Source organism: Streptomyces sp. (genome assembly GCF_031181555.1).
Classification (GTDB): domain Bacteria; phylum Actinomycetota; class Actinomycetes; order Streptomycetales; family Streptomycetaceae; genus Streptomyces; species Streptomyces fimbriatus.
In genome coordinates, this window is record NZ_JAPSKQ010000004.1 from 50855 (window position 1) to 69400 (window position 18546).

General features: G+C 72.0%; 17 protein-coding genes and 1 riboswitch. Of the genes, 4 read left to right on the forward strand and 13 right to left on the reverse strand.

Annotated features, from left to right (window positions below):
* Window positions 1–144: 144 nt before the first annotated feature.
* A complete protein-coding gene (locus RIM90_RS01865) occupies window positions 145–579 on the forward strand; it encodes a hypothetical protein (protein ID WP_159530620.1) in 435 nt (144 codons plus the stop codon).
* Between the two features lie 413 nt (window positions 580–992).
* Here RIM90_RS01865 and RIM90_RS01870 read toward each other — a convergent pair whose 3' ends face one another.
* The 4 genes from RIM90_RS01870 to RIM90_RS01885 all read right to left on the reverse strand — a co-directional run bounded on the left by RIM90_RS01870 (window position 993) and on the right by RIM90_RS01885 (window position 4834).
* Complete coding sequence (locus tag RIM90_RS01870) at window positions 993–2165, reverse strand: acyl-CoA dehydrogenase family protein (RefSeq protein WP_309058718.1); 1173 nt, start codon at window positions 2163–2165, stop codon at window positions 993–995.
* Window positions 2166–2475: 310 nt separating this feature from the next.
* Window positions 2476–3132, reverse strand: a complete 657-nt coding sequence (locus RIM90_RS01875) for a TetR/AcrR family transcriptional regulator (RefSeq protein ID WP_309058719.1) — start codon at window positions 3130–3132, stop codon at window positions 2476–2478.
* Between the two features lie 72 nt (window positions 3133–3204).
* A complete protein-coding gene (locus RIM90_RS01880; protein ID WP_309058720.1) occupies window positions 3205–3345 on the reverse strand; it encodes an SCO1431 family membrane protein in 141 nt (46 codons plus the stop codon).
* Between the two features lie 139 nt (window positions 3346–3484).
* Window positions 3485–4834 (reverse strand): peptidase C39 family protein, encoded by a 1350-nt coding sequence (locus RIM90_RS01885; RefSeq protein WP_309058721.1) that lies wholly within the window; start codon window positions 4832–4834, stop codon window positions 3485–3487.
* 361 nt (window positions 4835–5195) lie between these two features.
* On the opposite strand from RIM90_RS01885, the gene RIM90_RS01890 reads away from it, so the two are divergent.
* Entirely contained in the window at window positions 5196–5714 is a 519-nt protein-coding gene (locus RIM90_RS01890) for a hypothetical protein (RefSeq protein ID WP_309058722.1), read from the forward strand.
* Window positions 5715–6144: 430 nt separating this feature from the next.
* Complete coding sequence (locus RIM90_RS01895; RefSeq protein WP_309058723.1) at window positions 6145–8007, forward strand: AAA family ATPase; 1863 nt, start codon at window positions 6145–6147, stop codon at window positions 8005–8007.
* 48 nt (window positions 8008–8055) lie between these two features.
* Here RIM90_RS01895 and RIM90_RS01900 read toward each other — a convergent pair whose 3' ends face one another.
* From RIM90_RS01900 to RIM90_RS01940, 9 genes are all read right to left on the reverse strand, one after another.
* Window positions 8056–9198: a hemolysin family protein gene (locus RIM90_RS01900; RefSeq protein ID WP_309058724.1), complete on the reverse strand. Its 1143-nt coding sequence runs from the start codon at window positions 9196–9198 to the stop codon at window positions 8056–8058.
* Window positions 9195–10559 carry a hemolysin family protein gene (locus RIM90_RS01905; protein ID WP_309058725.1) on the reverse strand — a complete coding sequence of 455 codons (1365 nt, stop codon included), beginning with the start codon at window positions 10557–10559 and terminating at the stop codon, window positions 9195–9197. The genes RIM90_RS01900 and RIM90_RS01905 overlap by 4 nt, the downstream gene beginning before the upstream one ends.
* Window positions 10560–10807: 248 nt before the next feature.
* Window positions 10808–11278 (reverse strand): PH domain-containing protein, encoded by a 471-nt coding sequence (locus RIM90_RS01910; protein ID WP_309058726.1) that lies wholly within the window; start codon window positions 11276–11278, stop codon window positions 10808–10810.
* A gap of 20 nt (window positions 11279–11298) precedes the next feature.
* Window positions 11299–12162 carry an ATP phosphoribosyltransferase gene (hisG, locus tag RIM90_RS01915; protein ID WP_309058727.1) on the reverse strand — a complete coding sequence of 288 codons (864 nt, stop codon included), beginning with the start codon at window positions 12160–12162 and terminating at the stop codon, window positions 11299–11301.
* Window positions 12163–12208: 46 nt separating this feature from the next.
* The gene (locus RIM90_RS01920) at window positions 12209–12481 is read right to left on the reverse strand and encodes a phosphoribosyl-ATP diphosphatase (RefSeq protein ID WP_004990764.1); all 273 of its coding nucleotides are present in this window, start codon (window positions 12479–12481) and stop codon (window positions 12209–12211) included.
* Between the two features lie 34 nt (window positions 12482–12515).
* Window positions 12516–13001 (reverse strand): 6,7-dimethyl-8-ribityllumazine synthase, encoded by a 486-nt coding sequence (ribH, locus tag RIM90_RS01925; protein WP_309058728.1) that lies wholly within the window; start codon window positions 12999–13001, stop codon window positions 12516–12518.
* Between the two features lie 20 nt (window positions 13002–13021).
* Window positions 13022–14434 carry a bifunctional 3,4-dihydroxy-2-butanone-4-phosphate synthase/GTP cyclohydrolase II gene (locus RIM90_RS01930; protein ID WP_309058729.1) on the reverse strand — a complete coding sequence of 471 codons (1413 nt, stop codon included), beginning with the start codon at window positions 14432–14434 and terminating at the stop codon, window positions 13022–13024.
* Window positions 14431–15072, reverse strand: coding sequence for a nicotinamide mononucleotide transporter family protein (locus tag RIM90_RS01935; RefSeq protein ID WP_309058730.1), 642 nt, complete (start codon window positions 15070–15072; stop codon window positions 14431–14433). Before RIM90_RS01935 ends, RIM90_RS01930 begins: the two co-directional genes overlap by 4 nt.
* Window positions 15069–15683 carry a riboflavin synthase gene (locus tag RIM90_RS01940; protein ID WP_309058731.1) on the reverse strand — a complete coding sequence of 205 codons (615 nt, stop codon included), beginning with the start codon at window positions 15681–15683 and terminating at the stop codon, window positions 15069–15071. Before RIM90_RS01940 ends, RIM90_RS01935 begins: the two co-directional genes overlap by 4 nt.
* 145 nt (window positions 15684–15828) lie before the next feature.
* Window positions 15829–15959: riboswitch (FMN riboswitch) on the reverse strand.
* A 224-nt stretch (window positions 15960–16183) separates the two neighbouring features.
* Between RIM90_RS01940 and RIM90_RS01945 the strand changes: the two genes are divergently transcribed.
* Window positions 16184–18517 (forward strand): chitinase C-terminal domain-containing protein, encoded by a 2334-nt coding sequence (locus RIM90_RS01945; protein WP_309058732.1) that lies wholly within the window; start codon window positions 16184–16186, stop codon window positions 18515–18517.
* Window positions 18518–18546 lie beyond the last annotated feature (29 nt).

Sequence of the window (18546 nt, forward strand, 5' to 3'; positions counted from 1 at the left end):
CTGCGAGCGGCATGTGACGAACGACACAGCCCTGGCCCGGTCTCCGTGATGTTCTCGTGATTACCCCGCGGAGACGGTGGGAAGTGCTTGCTGTGGTCGAGGCCGCAGTGCCTTTCACGGCCCAGCCCGAGGGGGAGAAAACCCATGCAGAGTCTCAAGCGCCTTGGTCGCACCACGTCCAAGCGGCAGCAGCCGGTCGTCGAGCCCGAGCCGGAGTGCGTCGAACCCGACGCCCTCGACGACGAACTCGACGCGTACGACACCTTCGAGATGTACCGGGTCGTCTGCCCGGACTGTGCGCAGCCCATCGCCCTGCTGGCGGACGAGGAGGTCCTGCCGGAGCACGCGCTGTGCGCTTCGCCGTGGAACCCGTTCGGACTCACGGTCTGCGCCGGTACCGGTCGCCGTGCCTCCGAGGCGCGGCCGGCGGACGAGTCCTTCGCCCCCCAGGAGCAGGACACCGCCCTGCTGTTGACGCTGCCTCAGGGACTCGACTGGCGCACCCAGCCCTTCTCGCACGTCGGCGGTCCGGGCTCGCGTCCGATCAGGGTGCCGTCGATGCGGCGCCACGCCGCCTGAGCGCACGCCGCAGCGGGGGCGGCGCGGTCCCGCCCGCCCTCGTCCACCGGGCGCACCGGTGCCCCGCCCACCGGTGGCGGGGCGCGCCGAAGGACTCCCGGCCCACGGCCACCACCGGTCCGCCGTACGGGGCGGTCGCGAACGCACGCCCTATTCCGGCGGTCGGTGACCCGCCCGGTCGCTCCTGCGTTGCCCAGGTATGACGGCCCCCACGCACTCGACGACCGGGCGTCAACGCCGTGTCTTCGTGCCACCGCCCACGGAGGCGGCCACGCTCGCCCCGTCCCAGGTCCCGGACCCGCCCATCTACCGCGATCTGATGCGGGCCTGGGCGGGCCGGGGCCGCACCCTGCCCGGAAGGTACGACCCGGAGTGGACGCGGCTCGCGGCGCCCTGGCGGGGACTCGGGCAGGTCAGCGCGACTCCGGACCCGCGAGGTGGCGGGCGATGACCATGCGCTGGATCTGGTTCGTGCCCTCGACGATCTGCAGGACCTTGGCCTCGCGCATGTAGCGCTCGGCCGGGAAGTCCGCGGTGTAGCCGTAGCCACCGAGGATCTGGACGGCGTCGGTGGTGACCCGCATCGCCGTGTCGGTGCAGTGCAGCTTGGCCATGGCCGCCTGCTTGGCGAACGGCCGCCCGGCGTCGCGCAGCCGGGCCGCCGCGAGGTACAGCGCCCGCCCCGCCTCTATCTGCGTGGCCATGTCGGCGAGCATGAAGCGCAGCCCCTGGAAGTCGGCGATCGGCTTGCCGAACTGCCGTCGCTCGGCCGCGTACCCGAGCGCCTCGTCGAGCGCCGCCTGGGCCAGGCCGATCGCGCAGGCCGCGATGCCGAGCCGGCCGCCGTCCAGTGCCGACAGGGCGATCGCGAAGCCCTGGCCCTCCTCCCCGATGCGCCGGCTGTCGGGGACCCGTACGCCGTCGAGGTGGACCTGGGCGGTGGGCGATCCCTTCATGCCCATCTTCTTCTCCGGCGCGGCGGCGCTCAGCCCCTCGGCGTCGCCGGGCACCAGGAAGGCGGTGATCCCGCGCGGGCCCTCCTCGCCGGTGCGGGCCATGACGGTGTAGAAGTCGGCGATGCCGCCGTGCGTGATCCACGCCTTGGTACCGGTGATCACCCAGTCGTCGCCGTCGCGCACCGCCTTGGTGCGCAGGGAGGCCGCGTCCGAGCCGGAGGCGGGCTCGGAGAGGCAGTAGGCGCCGAGCAGACCGCCGCCGAGCATCGCGGGCAGGTGCTCGGCCTGCTGTTCCTTGGCGCCGTAGGCGGCGAGCGCGTAGGAGGCCAGGGTGTGCACGCTGACGCCGAGGCCGACCGTCAGACGGGCCGTGGAGAGCTCTTCGAGCACCTGGAGGTAGACCTCGTACGGCTGGTCGCCGCCACCGTACTCGGCGTCGTAGGGCAGGCCGAGCAGGCCGGACTCGGAGAGCAGGGTGAAGAGCTCGCGCGGGAAGCGCCCGGCGTCCTCCTCCTCGGCCGCCCCGGGAGCGATCTCGCGCTGCGCGATGTCGCGGACGAGCGAGATCAGGTCCCGGGCCTCGTCCGTGGGCAGTTGTCGGTCAACCGGCTGCGGGGCGCGGTCGGGCATGGCGACGCTCTCCTCCCTGTTCGGGCACATCGGCGGACGTGCGCCTTGGGTGGGAGCGACTCCGCCGGGGGTCTTTCTGGGACCTGGCCGATGCTCGCACTCCCGGGTCTCGGAAGCTGCTGACCAGCGGCTGTGCGCTGTGAGTATGCCCGATCGGCGGCACCGAGTCACCGGTTAACGACCGCTTACTTCAAGAAACCGCCGCCGCTCCGGATTGGTCCGCACCATTGCCCCCAGGCCCGGTGCTCCTGCCCGGACGGCCGGGCACAGACGCCGGGCGCCGGACGCCGGATGTCGGGCGCCGGGCGTCTCAGGTGTCGCGGCGGGCGGGCCGCGGGGCCGGATGGGCGGGGTCCAGTTCCTCGATGGCGCGCAGGGCTCCGCCGAGCGTCTTCACCAGCAGCTCGCGCATGGTCTCGCGGGACAGTTCGGGACGGTCGATCCAGTCGAGCGCGGCACCCTCCACGCTGCACACCCAGGACAGCAGCCCCATCCGCGCCAGCGGGGCGATGTCGGTGCGACCGTAGGCGCCCTCGGCGATGGTCGCGACGATCGCCTCGCGCACCCCGTCCCGGATCGCGTGCACCTCGGCGTCGAAGCCGACACCGCCGCTGACGATGGTGCGGTAGGCGGCCTGATGGTGCTCGGCGTACCGCAGATAGCTGTCGATGGTGCGGTGCACCCGCTCCACGGGCGGCAGTTCGACCCCGCTCGCCGCGAAGGCGACCAGGTCGGCCACCGAGTCCTGGACGATCGCCAGGTAGTAGCCCCGCTTGGAGTGGAAGTAGTAGTAGATCAGCCCCTTGGCGACATGCGCCTGGCGCGCGATGTCGTCCATGGAAAGCGCGTCGTAGGGCGTGTCGGCGAACAGCCTCCGCCCGATGGCGATGAGTTCGGCGCGGCGCGCCAGCGAGCGCTCGGTGCCGCGCACCCCCGGGCGCACGGCAGGCGGTTGGCTGACATCCAATTTCGACCCTGGTCTCCTGCGGGGGGCGGGACACCCGCAGTATGGCAGGTCACAGCAGCGCGACGCCGCAGGTCACAGCAGTCCGAGCTGGGTCACGAGCATCGCGACGACCACGACGAGGGTCCATCCCATGACGTGCTCGAGGATCTTCGGGCCGTCCTCCTGGGGACCGCCGGTACGGACACGGGTGACAGTGGCTGCGTTCGCGGTCATGGCTTCTCGCTGGTCTCGGTGGTGGGGGGCTCCCCCGGGGGCCCTGTCCACCTTGCCACCGTCGGCGGCTCTCGCGGCCGAGACGTTGGTCACACGGGCAGCGGGCCCCGGTCGCACGGGGCCCGTCGGCCGAGTCGGCTCAGCGCACTCCCACCGCCGCGAGCGCCTTGCGCTGACGCGGGGTCGGGTGCGCCGGGAAGTACAGGTAGCAGACCCCTCCGGTGCCGGAGACAACCTTGCCCGAGGCGTTGTACCGCTTGGTCCTGAGCCAGATGTTCTCCCACTCGCGCCGCTTGTAGACACGGCGCACGGCCTCGTTGTCGTCCGAGGCGGGGTCATTGGCGATCACGTCGCCGTCGGCGGTGAACCCGATCACGGTCATCAGGTGCCCGGAGGTGCCGTACCCCGCCCCGGTCAGCTCCTCCTCGCGGAAGGACTGGGACGTGATGGCCGGGATGCCGGCCGCGATCAGCGTCTCCAGGTCGGCGAGGGAGCCGAGGCGCGTCACCACGCCCTGCAGTCCCTCGAAGGTGGCCGCGTAGGCGGCGTTGAACGGCCAGTTGCCGCAGCCCGCGTACTGGTAGTCGTAGGTGTACCGGGCGGCGTGGCACACCTGCGGGTCGGTGTAAGAGGGGTCCACCCAGGCCAGCTGCTCCGCCGTGAGCCGGCCGCCCCAGTACTCGATGATCATCTGCGAGGAGGTCGGACTGCACCAGGCCTCGCCGCCGTTGTCGTACTCGGGGTACCGGCCCTTGTGGATCTCCTGCGAGTAGCGCGGAACGATCAGCTCCTTGGCCAGGCGGGGCCGGGAGGCGGGAACGGTGAACCGGTCGGGGATGTCGGATCCCATCGCGCCGAGCCGCCACACGGTCGGGGTGAGCCTCGTGCCGGGGCGGCGGTACAGGGTCAGCCGCAGCCGGTAGGAGACGACACGCAGGCCGGAGGCCGGGGCGTCGACGGCGAGGGTGTCGGTCCAGACGCTGCTCCTGCCGTCGCCCTGGTCGTCCACCGAGGTGCGCCGGATGTCCCGGTCACCGGCCGCCCAGCGGCCCATGACGTACCAGGGTGTGTCCGTGCCGTCGGAGTACGTGCCCTTCAGCTCGACCTGGAGCCAGGTGCCGGCGGGGGTGTGCGCGTTCCAGGAGGCGATCGCCTCCGTCGCCGGGACGGTGAGCCGGTGGACGGGCGAGGTCCACGTCGCGTACTCCCAGGCGGCCGTGGTACCGGTGTGCGGGTCGGTGTAGTCCGTGGTGCCGGCGGGTTTCGCGATCACGAGACCGGGGCGGGCGCCGGCGACGGCGCGGGTCCCGTCGGCGCTGCCCGTGCGCCAGTCGCTGTACGAGACCCAGGCCCGGTTGTCCACGGGGCGGGCGGCGGTCCGGCCGCCGGTCGCGGTGGCGGCGGACGCCGGGGCCACGGATCCGGCGACGGCGGTGACGACCGCGGCGGCCAGGAGGGTTCTGCGGGACGGCAGTTCGGCTGCGCTCATGGGTGGAGGTCCCCCAGGTGTCGGAGTCGGGACAGGTCCGGTGCACGGCCGGCCGGACGGCGTGCGTCCGCCGGATGGAGCGGGTGTGCGCCAACTATGGACACAGGGGGGCGGATCCTGCCAGCACCCCGGGCCGTGCCGCACCGGTCAACATGGGACTCGACCAATGACAGGACCTGCGGCGGCCCCTTCCGGGCAGCGCCCTAGAGTGCTCCCGTCAGCCCTTTCCGCCCACCCCCGGGAACCAGCCATTCACGCTCTCGCCTCCCGCATCCGCCGGCTCGCCCCCTCGTGCGGCCCGGTCCGGCTCGTCGGTGTCGACGGGCACGCCGGCTCCGGGAAGTCCACGTTCGCCGGGCGGTTGGCCGAGGCGCTGGACGGGGCCCCGGTGCTGCGACTCGACGACATCGCGAGCCACGAGGAACTGTTCGGCTGGACCGGCCGGCTGCTGAGCCAGGTGATCGAGCCGCTCGGCCGCGGCGAGACCGCGCACTACTCCCCCTACGACTGGCGGGCCCGTCGCTTCGGACCGCCCCGCCCGCTGCCGCCCGCACCCGTGATCGTCGTGGAGGGCGTCGGGGCCGGGCGCCGGGCGCTGCGCCCGCATCTGGCGCTGCTGCTGTGGATGGACCTGCCCCGGGAGGAGTCGTGGTCCCGGGGACGGGCGCGGGACGGCGAGGAGCAGCGGGAGTTCTGGGACGGATGGGTCGGGGCGGAGCGCGAGCACTTCGCCGGCGACCCCTCGCGGCCCTTCGCCGACCTTCTGGTGCGGCAGCGCGACGGGGGACACGAGGGATACGAGGTGTTTCCCGGGCCTGCCGGGACCGCTGGATCCGGCCGTCCGCTCACGCACGGTGACGGGTCGTCCGCCGTGTGGTGATCCTGTGAAGAACGGTGTCGGACAAGTTGCCGGAGTACCCCAACGCGGCTTGACCGGGGAGCCGTACAGGACTTACGTTCTCCACGTGCGGCCATTCGGAGCCGCCGACAGACGCGAAGCCCCCGGTTGTTCCCCCGTGATCGGGGGCTTCGTTCTGCCCTTCGGGTGTTCTGCGGGCGCTCAGCGGCATATGACGATCACCCTCGGTCACCGTACCCGCCCCGCTCCCTCCCCTCTCCCCGACCCCCGTGGCGTGCGCGGCACCCTACGGAGGTGACGCCGCCGCAGGTACGATGCCCTCGGTGCGACCTACGGACGCTGCTTCGCGCACCTTGCAACTCCGGTCCGCGGCACAGCGGTTCGACCAAAGGGAGCCGACGGGCGAGGGCCGGCCGGCACACCGACGGGGGCACGGTTTGTGGGGGACGTGATGGACTTCGGCACGCAGGGCCCGCAGGCCCCGGCCGACCTCGCCTGGCTGCGAGGCGTCGACGCCTACACGATGGGCGCCTATCCGCAGGCGGAGGAGGAGTTCCGGGCCGCGGTGAGAATCGACCCGGGGATGGCCGACGGCTGGCTCGGACTGCACGCGCTGCGCGTCGACACGACGGCCGCGCTGCTGAGGATGTTCCGGCACCGGGACCGCTTCGGCGAACAGCGCGCCCGGCACCGGCGCACCCTCAACTCCTGGTACTGGCTGGGCTGGTGGGTGCAGCCGGTGCTGGAGAGCCCCCGCGACCTGCTGCTGGCGCACGCCTCCCACTGGCTGGACGGACGCCATGTCCCCGAACTGGACCGGGCGCTCGCCGGGCTTCCCCCGGTGGACAGCGATCCGCAGGTCCGCTTCCTGCACGCCTGCCGTGCCTACCTGGTCAAGGACTGGGAACAGCTCGTCCGGCACACCGATCCGCTGGTCGAGGACCCGGTGCTCGGCATCGAGGCGGGCCTGTTCGGCGGCATGGCCCGGGTCCGCCTGGAGATGTACGGGCAGGCCGAACCGCTGCTGTCGACGGCTCTGATGCGGTGCCGCAGCGAACAGCCTCAGCGCAAGGAACTGCGCTACTGGCTGGCGCGCGCCCGCGAGGGGACGGGACGCAGCGCCGCGGCGCTCCCGCTGTACCGGGCCGTGCACCGGGTCGACCCGGCCTTCATGGACACCTCGGCCCGGCTCGCCGCGATCACCGAGGGCGACGGGTACGACGACTCCGCCGACCTCGCCGCGATCACGCTCACCGGCACGGGCCAGGACGCGATGGACGGCCCGGACACGCTCGACCCGCTCTTCGGCACCGAGGGCCGCGATCTCAGGCTCTCCGATCCCGAGCCGCCGCCCGTTCCCCTCCCGTCGGCCATCGGCCCGGCGGTGCGCGAGAAGGCGGGCGCCGCGGCGTCGCCCCTGCCGACGGGACCCACCGACCCCGCGTTACTGGAGGAGGCGCTCGCCGAACTGGAGCGCATGGTGGGCCTGGAACCGGTGAAACGCCAGGTCAAGGCGTTGTCCGCGCAGCTGAACATGGCCCGGCTGCGAGCCGGGCAGGGGCTGCCGGTGCAGCCGCCGAAACGCCACTTCGTCTTCTCCGGCCCCTCCGGCACCGGCAAGACCACGGTGGCCCGCATCCTGGGCCGCGTCTTCTACGCCCTCGGCCTGCTCGGCGGCGACCACCTGGTGGAGGCCCAGCGGGCGGATCTGGTCGGCGAGTACCTCGGGCAGACGGCCGTGAAGGCCAACGAGCTGATCGACTCCGCGCTCGGCGGGGTGCTGTTCGTCGACGAGGCCTACGCGCTCTCCAACTCCGGTTACGGCAAGGGCGACGCGTACGGCGACGAGGCGCTCCAGGTGCTGCTGAAGCGGGCCGAGGACAACCGCGACCACCTGGTGGTGATCCTGGCCGGCTATCCGGAGGGCATGGACCGGCTGCTGGCCGCCAACCCCGGGCTGTCCTCGCGCTTCACCACCCGCGTCGACTTCCCCTCCTACCGTCCCCTCGAACTCACCGAGATCGGCAAGGTGCTCGCCGCCGAGAACGGCGACCTGTGGGACGAGGAGGCACTGGACGAGCTGCGTTCGATCGCCGGGCACGTGGTGGACCAGGGCTGGATCGACGAGCTGGGCAACGGGCGTTTCCTGCGGACGCTGTACGAGAAGAGCTGCGCGTACCGGGACCTGCGGTTGTCGGTGTACCCGGGGACGCTGACGCGGGAGGACCTGGCGACACTGCGGCTGCCGGATCTGATGCAGGCGTACGGGGAGGTGCTGTCGGGCAGGGGGCCGCAGGACCCGCCGTCGATGTGACGCCGGCGGATCCCGCGGCCCGGGGCACGGATCGGATCGCGGCTCGGGTCAGCCGGTGAGCGCCCCCTCCTGGGCACCGGCCCTGGGCTCGGTCAGCCTGCCGCCGGCCGTGCCGCCCGCGGTGCCGTCCGCCCCGGTCCCCGGCTCGGTGTCCGGCGTCGCCCCGGGCCCCTCGCGGTGCGCGGGATCGCGGACCTCGCCCACCAGGAGCTCCAGTACGTCCTCCAGGGCGACCAGGCCCAGCACCCTGCCGGACGCGTCGGCCACCTGGGCGAGGTGGGTCGCGGCGCGGCGCATCACGGTGAGGGCGTCGTCCAGCGGGAGTTCGGGCCTCAGGGTCGTCATGGGCCGCCAGAGCCGCTGCGGCACGGCCCGGTCGGTGTCCTCCAGGTCCAGTACGTCCTTCACGTGCAGATAGCCCATGAAGGCGCCGCCGGCCCCGGCCACCGGGAAGCGGGAGTACCCCGTGCGGGCGGTGAGCTCCACGATCCGCGCCGGGGTGACCGCCGGGTCGACCGTCACCAGCGACTCACGCCCCAGCAGCACGTCCGTGACCGGACGGGAGCCCAACTCCAGGGCGTCCTCGAGACGTTCGGCCTCCTCGGGGTCGAGGAGGCCCGCCTGGCCGGCGTCCTCCACGAGCCGGTTGAGCTGCTCGCTGGTGAAGACGGCCTCCACCTCGTCCTTCGGCTCCACGTGGAAGAGCCGCAGGACGGCCCGGGCGCAGGCGCCGAGCGCGAGGGTGACCGGCCCGCACAGGCGGGCGAACCAGACCAGGCCGGGGCTCAGCCACAGCGCGGCCTTCTCGGGCGCCGCCATCGCGAGGTTCTTCGGGACCATCTCGCCGATGACGAGGTGGAAGAAGACCACGACGGCGAGCGCGATGACGTAGCCGAGCGGGTGGATCATGCCGTGCGGCAGGTGGATCCACTCGAAGACCGGCTCCAGCAGGTGGGCGACCGTCGGTTCGGCGACCGCGCCGAGCGTCAGCGAGCAGACGGTGATGCCGAACTGCGCCGCCGCCATCATCTGCGGCAGATGCTCCAGGCCGTACAGGACCTGGCGGGCGCGGGCGGTGCCGAGCGGTTCGATCTGGCTGCGGCGGACCGACACGAGCGCGAACTCGGCGCCGACGAAGAAGCCGTTGGCGAGCACGAGCAGGGCCGCGAACAGCAGTTGGAGCACGCTCATCGGACGGCCTCCACGGCGACGCCCCCCGTGGCCGGGCTGTCGCCGGGTGCGGCCAGGGGGGCCGTCCTGACCAGGCGGACCCGTTCGGCGCGGTAGTGGCCGACCTGCCGTACGGTCAGCCGCCAGCCGGGCAGTTCGGCGCGGTCGCCGACGGCCGGGATGCGGCCGAGCAGGCCGGCGACCAGGCCGGCGACCGTCTCGTAGGGCCCCTCGGGCACGTCGAGGCCGATGCGGCCGAGGAGGTCGACGCGGCAGGCGCCGTCGGCGTCCCAGGCGGGCCGGCCGTCCTCGGGCGGGGCCGCGGCGAGTTCGGGCAGGTCGTGCCCGTCGTGCTCGTCGCGGACCTCGCCGACGATCTCCTCGACGATGTCCTCCAGCGTGACGACGCCGGCGGTGCCGCCGTACTCGTCGACGACGACCGCGATGGGCTGCTCGCTGCGCAGCCGTTTCAGCAGCGGGCGCACCGGCAGGGTCTCGGGGACGAGCAGCGCCGGGCGGGCGATGCGGTCGACCGGGGTGCGCAGCCGTTCCCGCGCGGGCACCGCGAGGGCGTCCTTGAGGTGGACCATGCCGACGATCTCGTCGATCTTCTCCCGGTAGACGGGGAAACGGGACAGCCCGGTGGCGCGGGTGAGGTTGACGACGTCCTCGGCGGTGGCCGAGGACTGCAGGGCGCTGACCTTCACGCGCGGGGTCATCACGTGCTGCGCGGTCAGCTCGCCCAGGGACAGGGTGCGGACGAACAGGTCGGCGGTGTCCTGTTCCAGGGCGCCGGCCCGGGCGGAGTGCCGGGCCAGGGAGACCAGTTCGCCCGGGGTGCGGGCGGAGGCCAGTTCGTCGGCGGGTTCGAGGCCGAGGGCGCGCACGAGCCGGTTCGCGACGGCGTTCAGCCCGGCGATCACCGGGCGGAACAGGCGGGCGAAGAGGTGCTGCGGGCCGGCGACGAAGCGCGCGACCTGCAGGGGGCGGGACACGGCCCAGTTCTTGGGGACGAGTTCGCCGATCACCATCTGCACGGCCGAGGCCAGCAGCATGCCGACGACCACCGAGACGCCGGGCACGGCGCCCCCGGGGATCCCGATCGCCGTGAACGGGCCGCCCAGCAGCCGGGCGAGCGCCGGTTCGGCGAGCATGCCGACGACCAGGGAGGTGAGGGTGATGCCGAGCTGGGTGCCGGAGAGCTGGAAGGAGAGTTCCTTCAGCGACTCGACGACGCGGCGGGCGCGCCGGTCGCCGTCGGCGGCGGCCCGTTCGGCGTCCGCGCGCTCGACGGTGACGAGGCCGAACTCGGCGGCCACGAAGAATCCGTTGGCGAGAATCAGCAGGAACGCGGCTGCCAGGAGCAGCAGGGGGATGGTCATGGTGCCGCCGCCTCCGCGTGGGCGCGGGCCTCGGCGGCTCGTTCCGCGCTATGTCGGCAGGGGGCGGCGCAGGTACTGCAGGACGATCCGTCCATCGCCGGAGAGGGTCACTCCTCGGGTAGCAGGAACCCCTGGCGCACCGGGCGGGGCGGCAGGGGCGGAGGCGCTGTCGTCGCGCCTCCGCCCACCAGATTAATCACGACAGGGGCGACCGCGGCAGGGTGGACGGCCCCGACGCGTTCCGCGCGTCAACCCCGGGGCGACTCGGGGCCGGCCGTGGAACGGGCCTCGACGAGCGCCCGCAGGGCCCGCGCGTCGGCGATGGCGCGCTGCTTGGCGATGCCCGGCTGGATGCCGAGCGTGGGCAGGCTGGTGCCGTCGCTGAGGTCGAGGAAGACCCAGGGATCACCCGGCCGGAGGTTCACCTGAAGGATCTCCGCCCATTCCAGACGGCGCCTGCTCGTGATGTTGACGACGGTGACGCCCGTCTCGTCGGCGACGACCTTCGGCCGGGCCAGCAGATACAGCACGCCGGCCAGCAGTGCGGCGGTGAACACGAAGCTGATCCGCTCGCCCGGGCCGAGCTGCTTCAGCAGCAGGGCGATCAGGGTGATGACCACGAAGATCGAGGCGGCGGCCGTGAGCAGCACCGCACGGGTGCGTCCCGGCCGGAAGGTGACGGGCAGGGCGGGCGGCCCGCCCGGGCTGGCGTCCGACATGGTGGTGCTCCGGGTCCCGGTCAGAGGCGGCAGGCGTGGATGGCCGTGGTGAGGATGGCGCGGGCGCCGATGTCGTACAGGTCGTCCATGACCCGCTGCGCCTCCTTGGACGGGACCATCGCGCGGACGGCGACCCAGCCCTCGTTGTGCAGCGGGGACACGGTCGGGGACTCCAGGCCCGGGGTCAGCGCGACGGCCTTCTCCAGCTGCTCGACCCGGCAGTCGTAGTCCATCATCACGTACGTCCGCGCGACCAGGACGCCCTGGAGGCGGCGCAGGAACTGCTGCACCTTGGGCTCGACGGCCTCGTCGGCGTCGGCGTCCGCGCCGGTGCGGCGGATGACGACCGCCTCGGACTTCATGATCGGCTCGCCGATGACCTCCAGGCCCGCGTTGCGCAGGGAGGTGCCGGTCTCCACGACGTCGGCGATGACCTCGGCGACGCCCAGCTCGATGGCGGTCTCGACGGCGCCGTCGAGGTGGACGACGGAGGCGTCGATGCCGTGGTCGGCCAGGTGCCCCGCGACGATGCCCTCGTAGGAGGTGGCGACCGTCATGCCGTTCAGGTCCGCCACCGAGTGCGCCGTGCCGGGCTTGGTGGCGTAGCGGAAGGTGGAGCGGGCGAAGCCCAGCGGCAGGATCTCCTCGGCCCTGGCGCCGGAGTCGACGAGCAGGTCGCGGCCGGTGATGCCGATGTCGAGGCGGCCGGAGGAGACGTAGATCGCGATGTCGCGGGGGCGGAGGTAGAAGAACTCGACCTCGTTCTCCGGGTCGACGATCCGCAGTTCCTTGGACTCGCGGCGCTGCTGGTAGCCGGCCTCATGCAGCATCTCCGCCGCAGGGCCGGACAGTGAACCCTTGTTGGGGACGGCGATGCGCAGCATGAGGTCGGCTTCCTTTGTGTGAAGGGGTGTTTCGCGGGCTTCGGGTTTACAGGTGGGCGTAGACGTCGTCGAGGGAGATGCCGCGGGCGACCATCATCACCTGGACGTGGTACAGCAGCTGCGAGATCTCCTCGGCGGCCGCCTCCTTGCCCTCGTACTCGGCGGCCATCCAGACCTCGGCGGCCTCCTCGACGACCTTCTTGCCGATGGCGTGGACGCCCTTGTCCACCAGCTCGGCGGTGCGGGAGGTGGCGGGGTCGCCGTGGGCGGCCTTGTGCTGGAGCTCGGTGAAGAGCTCCTCGAACGTCTTCTTGGACATGGTGGTCCTAACCCTACGCGGTGACGGGGGCTCCTCAGCGCCAGGGTTCGGATACTGAACGCAGCGTCGCCGCGGTCGCCACCGCCGCGGTGACCGCCTCGTGGCCCTTGTCCTCGCTGGAACCGGGCAGTCCGGCGCGGTCCAGGGCCTGCTCCTCGGTGTCACAGGTGAGCACCCCGAAGCCGACGGGCACGCCGGTGTCGACCGACACCTGGGTGAGGCCCTGGGTGACGCCCTGGCACACGTAGTCGAAGTGGGGCGTGCCGCCCCGGATGACGACGCCGAGGGCGACGACCGCGTCGTAGCCCCGGCCGGCCAGGACCTTGGCGACGACCGGGAGCTCCCAGCTGCCGGGGACCCTGAGCAGGGTCGGCTCGTCGATGCCGAGGTCGTGCAGGGCGCGCAGGGCGCCGTCCACCAGTCCGTCCATCACCTTCTCGTGCCACTGCGCCGCGATGACGGCGACCCGCAGGTCCCCCACGTCGCGTACGGACAGTTCCGGTGCACCCTTGCCGCTCACGTCTCTCCTCAGTGGTTCTCTTACTGGTTGCTGCAGGCGGGCACGGTCGGCGTGTCCAGCCAGGGCAGGTCGTGGCCCATCCGGTCCCGCTTGGTGCGCAGGTAGCGGAGGTTGTGCTCGCCCGCGGTGACGGGCATCGGCTCGCGGCCGGTGACCTCGACGCCGTGCCGGACGAGCGCCGCGGACTTGTCCGGGTTGTTGGTCATCAGGCGGACGCTGCGCACGCCGAGGTCGGCGAGGATCCGGGCGCCGGCGCCGTAGTCGCGGGCGTCGGCGGGCAGCCCGAGTTCGAGGTTGGCGTCGAGGGTGTCGCGGCCGCGCTCCTGGAGTTCGTAGGCGCGCAGCTTGGACATCAGGCCGATGCCGCGTCCCTCGTGTCCGCGCAGGTAGACCACCACGCCCCGGCCCTCGGCCCGGATGCGGCCCAGGGAGGCGTCCAGCTGGGGGCCGCAGTCGCAGCGCTGGGAGCCGAAGACGTCACCGGTGAGGCATTCGGAGTGGACGCGCACGAGGACGTCCTCGCCGTCGCCGACCTCGCCGTGGACGAGGGCGACGTGCTCCACCCCGTCGACGGTGGAGCGGTAGCCGTACGCCGTGAAGACGCCGTGCGAGGTCGGCAGGTGGACCTCGGCCTCGCGGCGGACGGCGGGCTCGGACGGGGGTGCCCCCTGCCCGGGCAGGGCCGGGAGTTCGAGGGAGCGGCGGTGGGCGATCAGGTCCTCGATGGAGATGATCGTCAGGCCGTGCTTGCGGGCGAACGGGATCAGCTCGGGCAGGCGCAGCATGCTGCCGTCCTCGCCGGCGATCTCGACGATGGCGCCGGCCGGGCGCAGCCCGGCGAGGCGGGCGAGGTCGACGGCGGCCTCGGTGTGGCCGTTGCGCACCAGCACGCCGCCGGAGCGGGCGCGCAGCGGGAAGATGTGGCCGGGGCGGACGAGGTCGCCGGGCTCCGCGGTGCCGCTCGCGAGGAGCTGGAGGGTGGTGGCGCGGTCGGACGCCGAGATGCCGGTGGTCACCCCGTGGGCGGCGGAGGCGTCCACGGAGACGGTGAAGGCGGTCTTCATCGACTCGGTGTTGTCCTCGACCATCTGCGGGAGCTTCAGCCGGTCCAGCTCCTCGCCCTCCATGGGGGCGCAGATCAGACCGCGGCACTCGCTCATCATGAACGCGATGATCTCGGGGGTGGCCTTCTCGGCGGCGATGACGAGGTCGCCCTCGTTCTCGCGGTCCTCGTCGTCGACGACCACGACCGGGCGGCCGGCCGCGATGTCGGCGATGGCCTGCTCGACCGGGTCGAGGGCGAGGTCCTCGAAGCCGTCGGTGCCGTACAGGATCGGTGGGATCGAGGGGGCGGCGCGGTGGGGGTCCCCCCAGGCCTTCTGCTCCGGGGGAGCCTCGTTCAGGGGGGTGGCGGGAGACGGCAGGGCGGTCATGCGGGCGCTCCTTCCAGGGCGGGCCGCGCGGTGCGGGAGCGCAGCCACCAGTCGCGCAGCCCCCACAGGACCAGCGCGCCGTAGATGACGTAGACGAAACCGGAGAAGGCGAAGCCGTTGGCGAAGTTCAGGGGGACGCCGACGAGGTCGACGAGCAGCCAGGCGAACCAGAACTCGACCATGCCGCGGGCCTGGGCGTACATGGCGACGATCGTGCCGACGAAGATGTAGGCGTCCGGCCAGGGGTCCCAGGACAGGGACGGGTAGGCCGTGAACAGGCCGCCCACCGCGAGGGTGCCCGCGGCGGCCGCGCCGGCCAGAAGCGCTCGCTCGCGCCAGGTGGCGAAGCGGACCGCGATGGAACCGTCCTGCGCCTGCTGCCTGCCGCGGTTCCACTGCCAAAAGCCCCAGGCGGCGACGAGCATCACGACGATCTGCTTGCCGGCGCTGCCGGAGAGGTGGGCGGTGGCGAAGGCCGCGAAGAGGATCAGACCGGAGACGAACTGGGCGGGCCAGGTCCAGATGGAGCGCCGCCAGCCGAGGGCGAGGGCGATCAGACCGATCACGTTTCCGATCATGTCCGACCACTTGATGTGCTGGTCGAAGAGGACGAAGGCCTCGGAGTTGAGCCAGTTCACCGCGCGGCCCCCTCGCCGACGGCCCGGTCGCCGATCATCCGCTCGACGTACTTGGCGATGACGTCCACCTCGAGGTTGACCGGGTCGCCGGGCTGCTTGAGGCCGAGGGTGGTCAGGGCGAGGGTGGTGGGGATCAGGCTGACGGTGAAGAAGTCGGGCCCGGCGTCGACGACGGTGAGGCTGATGCCGTCGACGGTGATGGAGCCCTTCTCCACGACGTAGCGGGAGAGGTCCGCGGGCAGCGAGATCTTCACGATCTCCCAGTTCTCGGACGGCTTGCGCTCGAGGATCTCGCCGGTGCCGTCGACGTGCCCCTGCACGATGTGGCCGCCGAGGCGGGCGCCCAGGGCCATGGGGCGTTCGAGGTTGACGCGGGAGCCGACGGCGAGGGCGCCGAGGCTGGAGCGGTTCAGGGTCTCGGCCATCACGTCGGCGGTGAACTCGTCGCCCTCGTGCTCGACGACCGTGAGGCAGACGCCGTTGACGGCGATGGAGTCGCCGTGCTCGGCGCCTTCGGTGACGACGGGGCCTCGCAGGCGGAAGCGACAGGCGTCGTCGAGGGTCTCGACGGCGGTGACCTCGCCCAGCTCTTCGACGATTCCGGTGAACACTTCCCGGGTCCTCCTGCCTCTTCGGGCACGGACTCCGGGGCTGTCGATGACGACAGAGGAAACGAACGGGAACACCGGGGACGACGCCGGACGGAGTCCGCCCTCAGGACGGACCGCTCGGGCGGCGCGCACGGATGCCCGCTCGCCGCGCACTGCCTCCCATCCGGACTTTAACCGTCGGTCCAGGAATTTCACCTGGTCAACCGGCCGCTGGAGGCGACCGGGTCGCGGACTGTAACCGCCGGTTCGGACTTTCACCGACCCCGGAGTGCGCTGCTACTGATACAGGGCCAGTGTGCCACGCCCGATCGCCGTCCATGCGGGCGAGGAGTGTGGGGTGGCTCACATTCGGTGACGCCCGGCCCGCCGGACGGGACGCGGGAGGCCAACTCCCGCCCCGTCGCCCGCGCTTGAAGGGTCGCGAGATTGGTCCATACCTATTGACGGTGTGGTCTAGTCCTCTTAGGGTCTGCGCCAACTTCCGTGGAGAGGAACCCACTGTGCCGTCCCCCTCGCGCGCCGGGGCGAGACCTGCCCTGCTCGCCTCCGCCGCCGCCGTCGCGGGCCTGCTGCTCGCGGCCCTCCCGGCCACCGTCTCGCACGCCGCCGACCAGGAGTCCTGCCGTCCCGACGGCCTCTACCGGACGCCTGGCGTCGCCGTCCCGTACTGCTCGGTCTACGACACGGCCGGGCGGGAGAAGATGGGCGCCGACCACCAGCGCCGGGTGATCGGCTACTTCACCGGCTGGCGCACCGGCAAGGACGGAAAGCCCGCCTACCTCGCGTCCGACATCCCGTGGGACAAGATCACCCACATCAACTACGCGTTCGCGCACGTCGACAAGGGCAACAAGCTCTCCGTCGGCTCGGACGGCGCGGCCAATCCGGCGACCGGCACGACCTGGCCGGGCGTGGCCGGCGCGGAGATGGACCCGGCCCTCCCCTACAAGGGCCACTTCAACCTGCTCAACAAGTTCAAGAAGCAGCACCCGGACGTCAAGACGCTGATCTCGGTGGGCGGTTGGGCCGAGACCGGGGGCTACTTCGACGACAGCGGCAACCGTGTGAACTCCGGCGGCTTCTACTCGATGGCCACCAACGCCGACGGCTCGGTCAACCAGGCCGGCATCGACACCTTCGCCGACTCGGCGGTCGACTTCATCCGGAAGTACGGCTTCAACGGCGTCGACATCGACTACGAGTACCCGACGACCATGAAGGACGCGGGCAACCCGCTCGACTGGTCCCTCGCCAACGGCCGCCGGGCCGGGCTGGTCAAGGGCTACGCCGCGTTGATGAAGACGCTGCGCGAGAAGCTGGACCGCGCGGGCGCGGCCGACGGCAGGCACTACCTGCTGACGGTGGCGGCCCCCTCGTCCGGCTACCTGCTGCGCGGCATGGAGACCTTCCAGGTCCAGAAGTACCTGGACTACGTCAACATCATGTCGTACGACCTGCACGGCGCCTGGAACGAGTACGTCGGCCCCAACGCCTCCCTCTTCGACGACGGCAGGGACGCCGAGCTGGCCGCCTCGAACGTCTACGGCAGCGCCCAGTACGGCGGCATCGGCTACCTCAACACCGACTGGGCCTACCACTACTTCCGCGGCTCCATGCCGGCCGGCCGCATCAACATCGGCCTGCCGTACTACACCCGCGGGTTCAAGAACGTCCAGGGCGGGACCGACGGTCTGTGGGGCAGGGCCGCCGCCTCCTCCTGCCCGGCGGGCTCCGGCCTGACCAAGTGCGGTGACGGCGCCGTCGGCATCGACAACCTCTGGCACGACCTCGACACCAACGGCAAGGAGTCCCCGGCGGGCTCCAACCCGATGTGGCACGCCAAGAACCTCGAGAAGGGGATCGTCGGCGACTACGTCACCCGGTACGGCTTCCCGGCGGACACCGAGCTGACCGGAACGTACGCCCGCAAGTACGACTCGACGCTGGTCGCCCCCTGGCTGTGGAACGCCGAGAAGAAGGTCTTCCTCTCCACCGAGGACGAGCAGTCGGTCGCGGCCAAGGCCGACTACGTCGTGGACCGCGGCATCGGCGGCACCATGGTCTGGGAGCTGGCCGGCGACTACTCCTGGAACGCCGCCAAGGGCCAGTACGAGACGGGCGACACGCTCACCTCGCTGATGTACGACAAGTTCAAGTCGGCCACGCCGTACGGCGCGAGGAAGTCGAACGCGGACCTGCCGGCTCAGGCCGTGAACGTGGACGTGGAGTTCACGGACTTCAAGCTGGGCGACTCCAACTACCCGATCACGCCCAAGCTGCGGATCACGAACCACACGAAGACCGCGCTGCCGGGCGGCACGGAGTTCCGGTTCGACTACGCGACCTCGGCTCCGGGGAACGCGTCCGACCAGTCCGGCTTCGGCACCAAGGTCGTCCGCAGCGACCACACGGGCGACAACGTGGGCGGTCTGAAGGGCGACTTCCACCGGGTGTCGCTGAAGCTGCCTGCGTGGCAGTCGCTGGCGCCGGGTGCGACCGTCGACCTGGCGTTCAACTACTACCTGCCCGTGTCGACCCCGTCGAACTGGACGGTGACGATCAACGGCGAGGAGTACGCCCTCGCCGGGGACCTGGCCCGCGGGACGACCGTCGTCGAGCCGGGCACCGGCACGGCGCCGACGGACCCGCCGACGACGCCGCCCGGTGAGCCCGGCGACTGCGCGGAGCCGGCCTGGGACGCCTCGACCGCGTACGGCGGCGGCAGCGTGGTGTCCCACGAGGGGCACCTCTGGAAGGCGCAGTGGTGGACGAAGGGCGAGGAGCCCGGAACCACCGGCGAATGGGGGGTCTGGCGGGACCAGGGAGCCTGCTGACCCCCGTGCGAGACCGGCCCGGCGGCGGT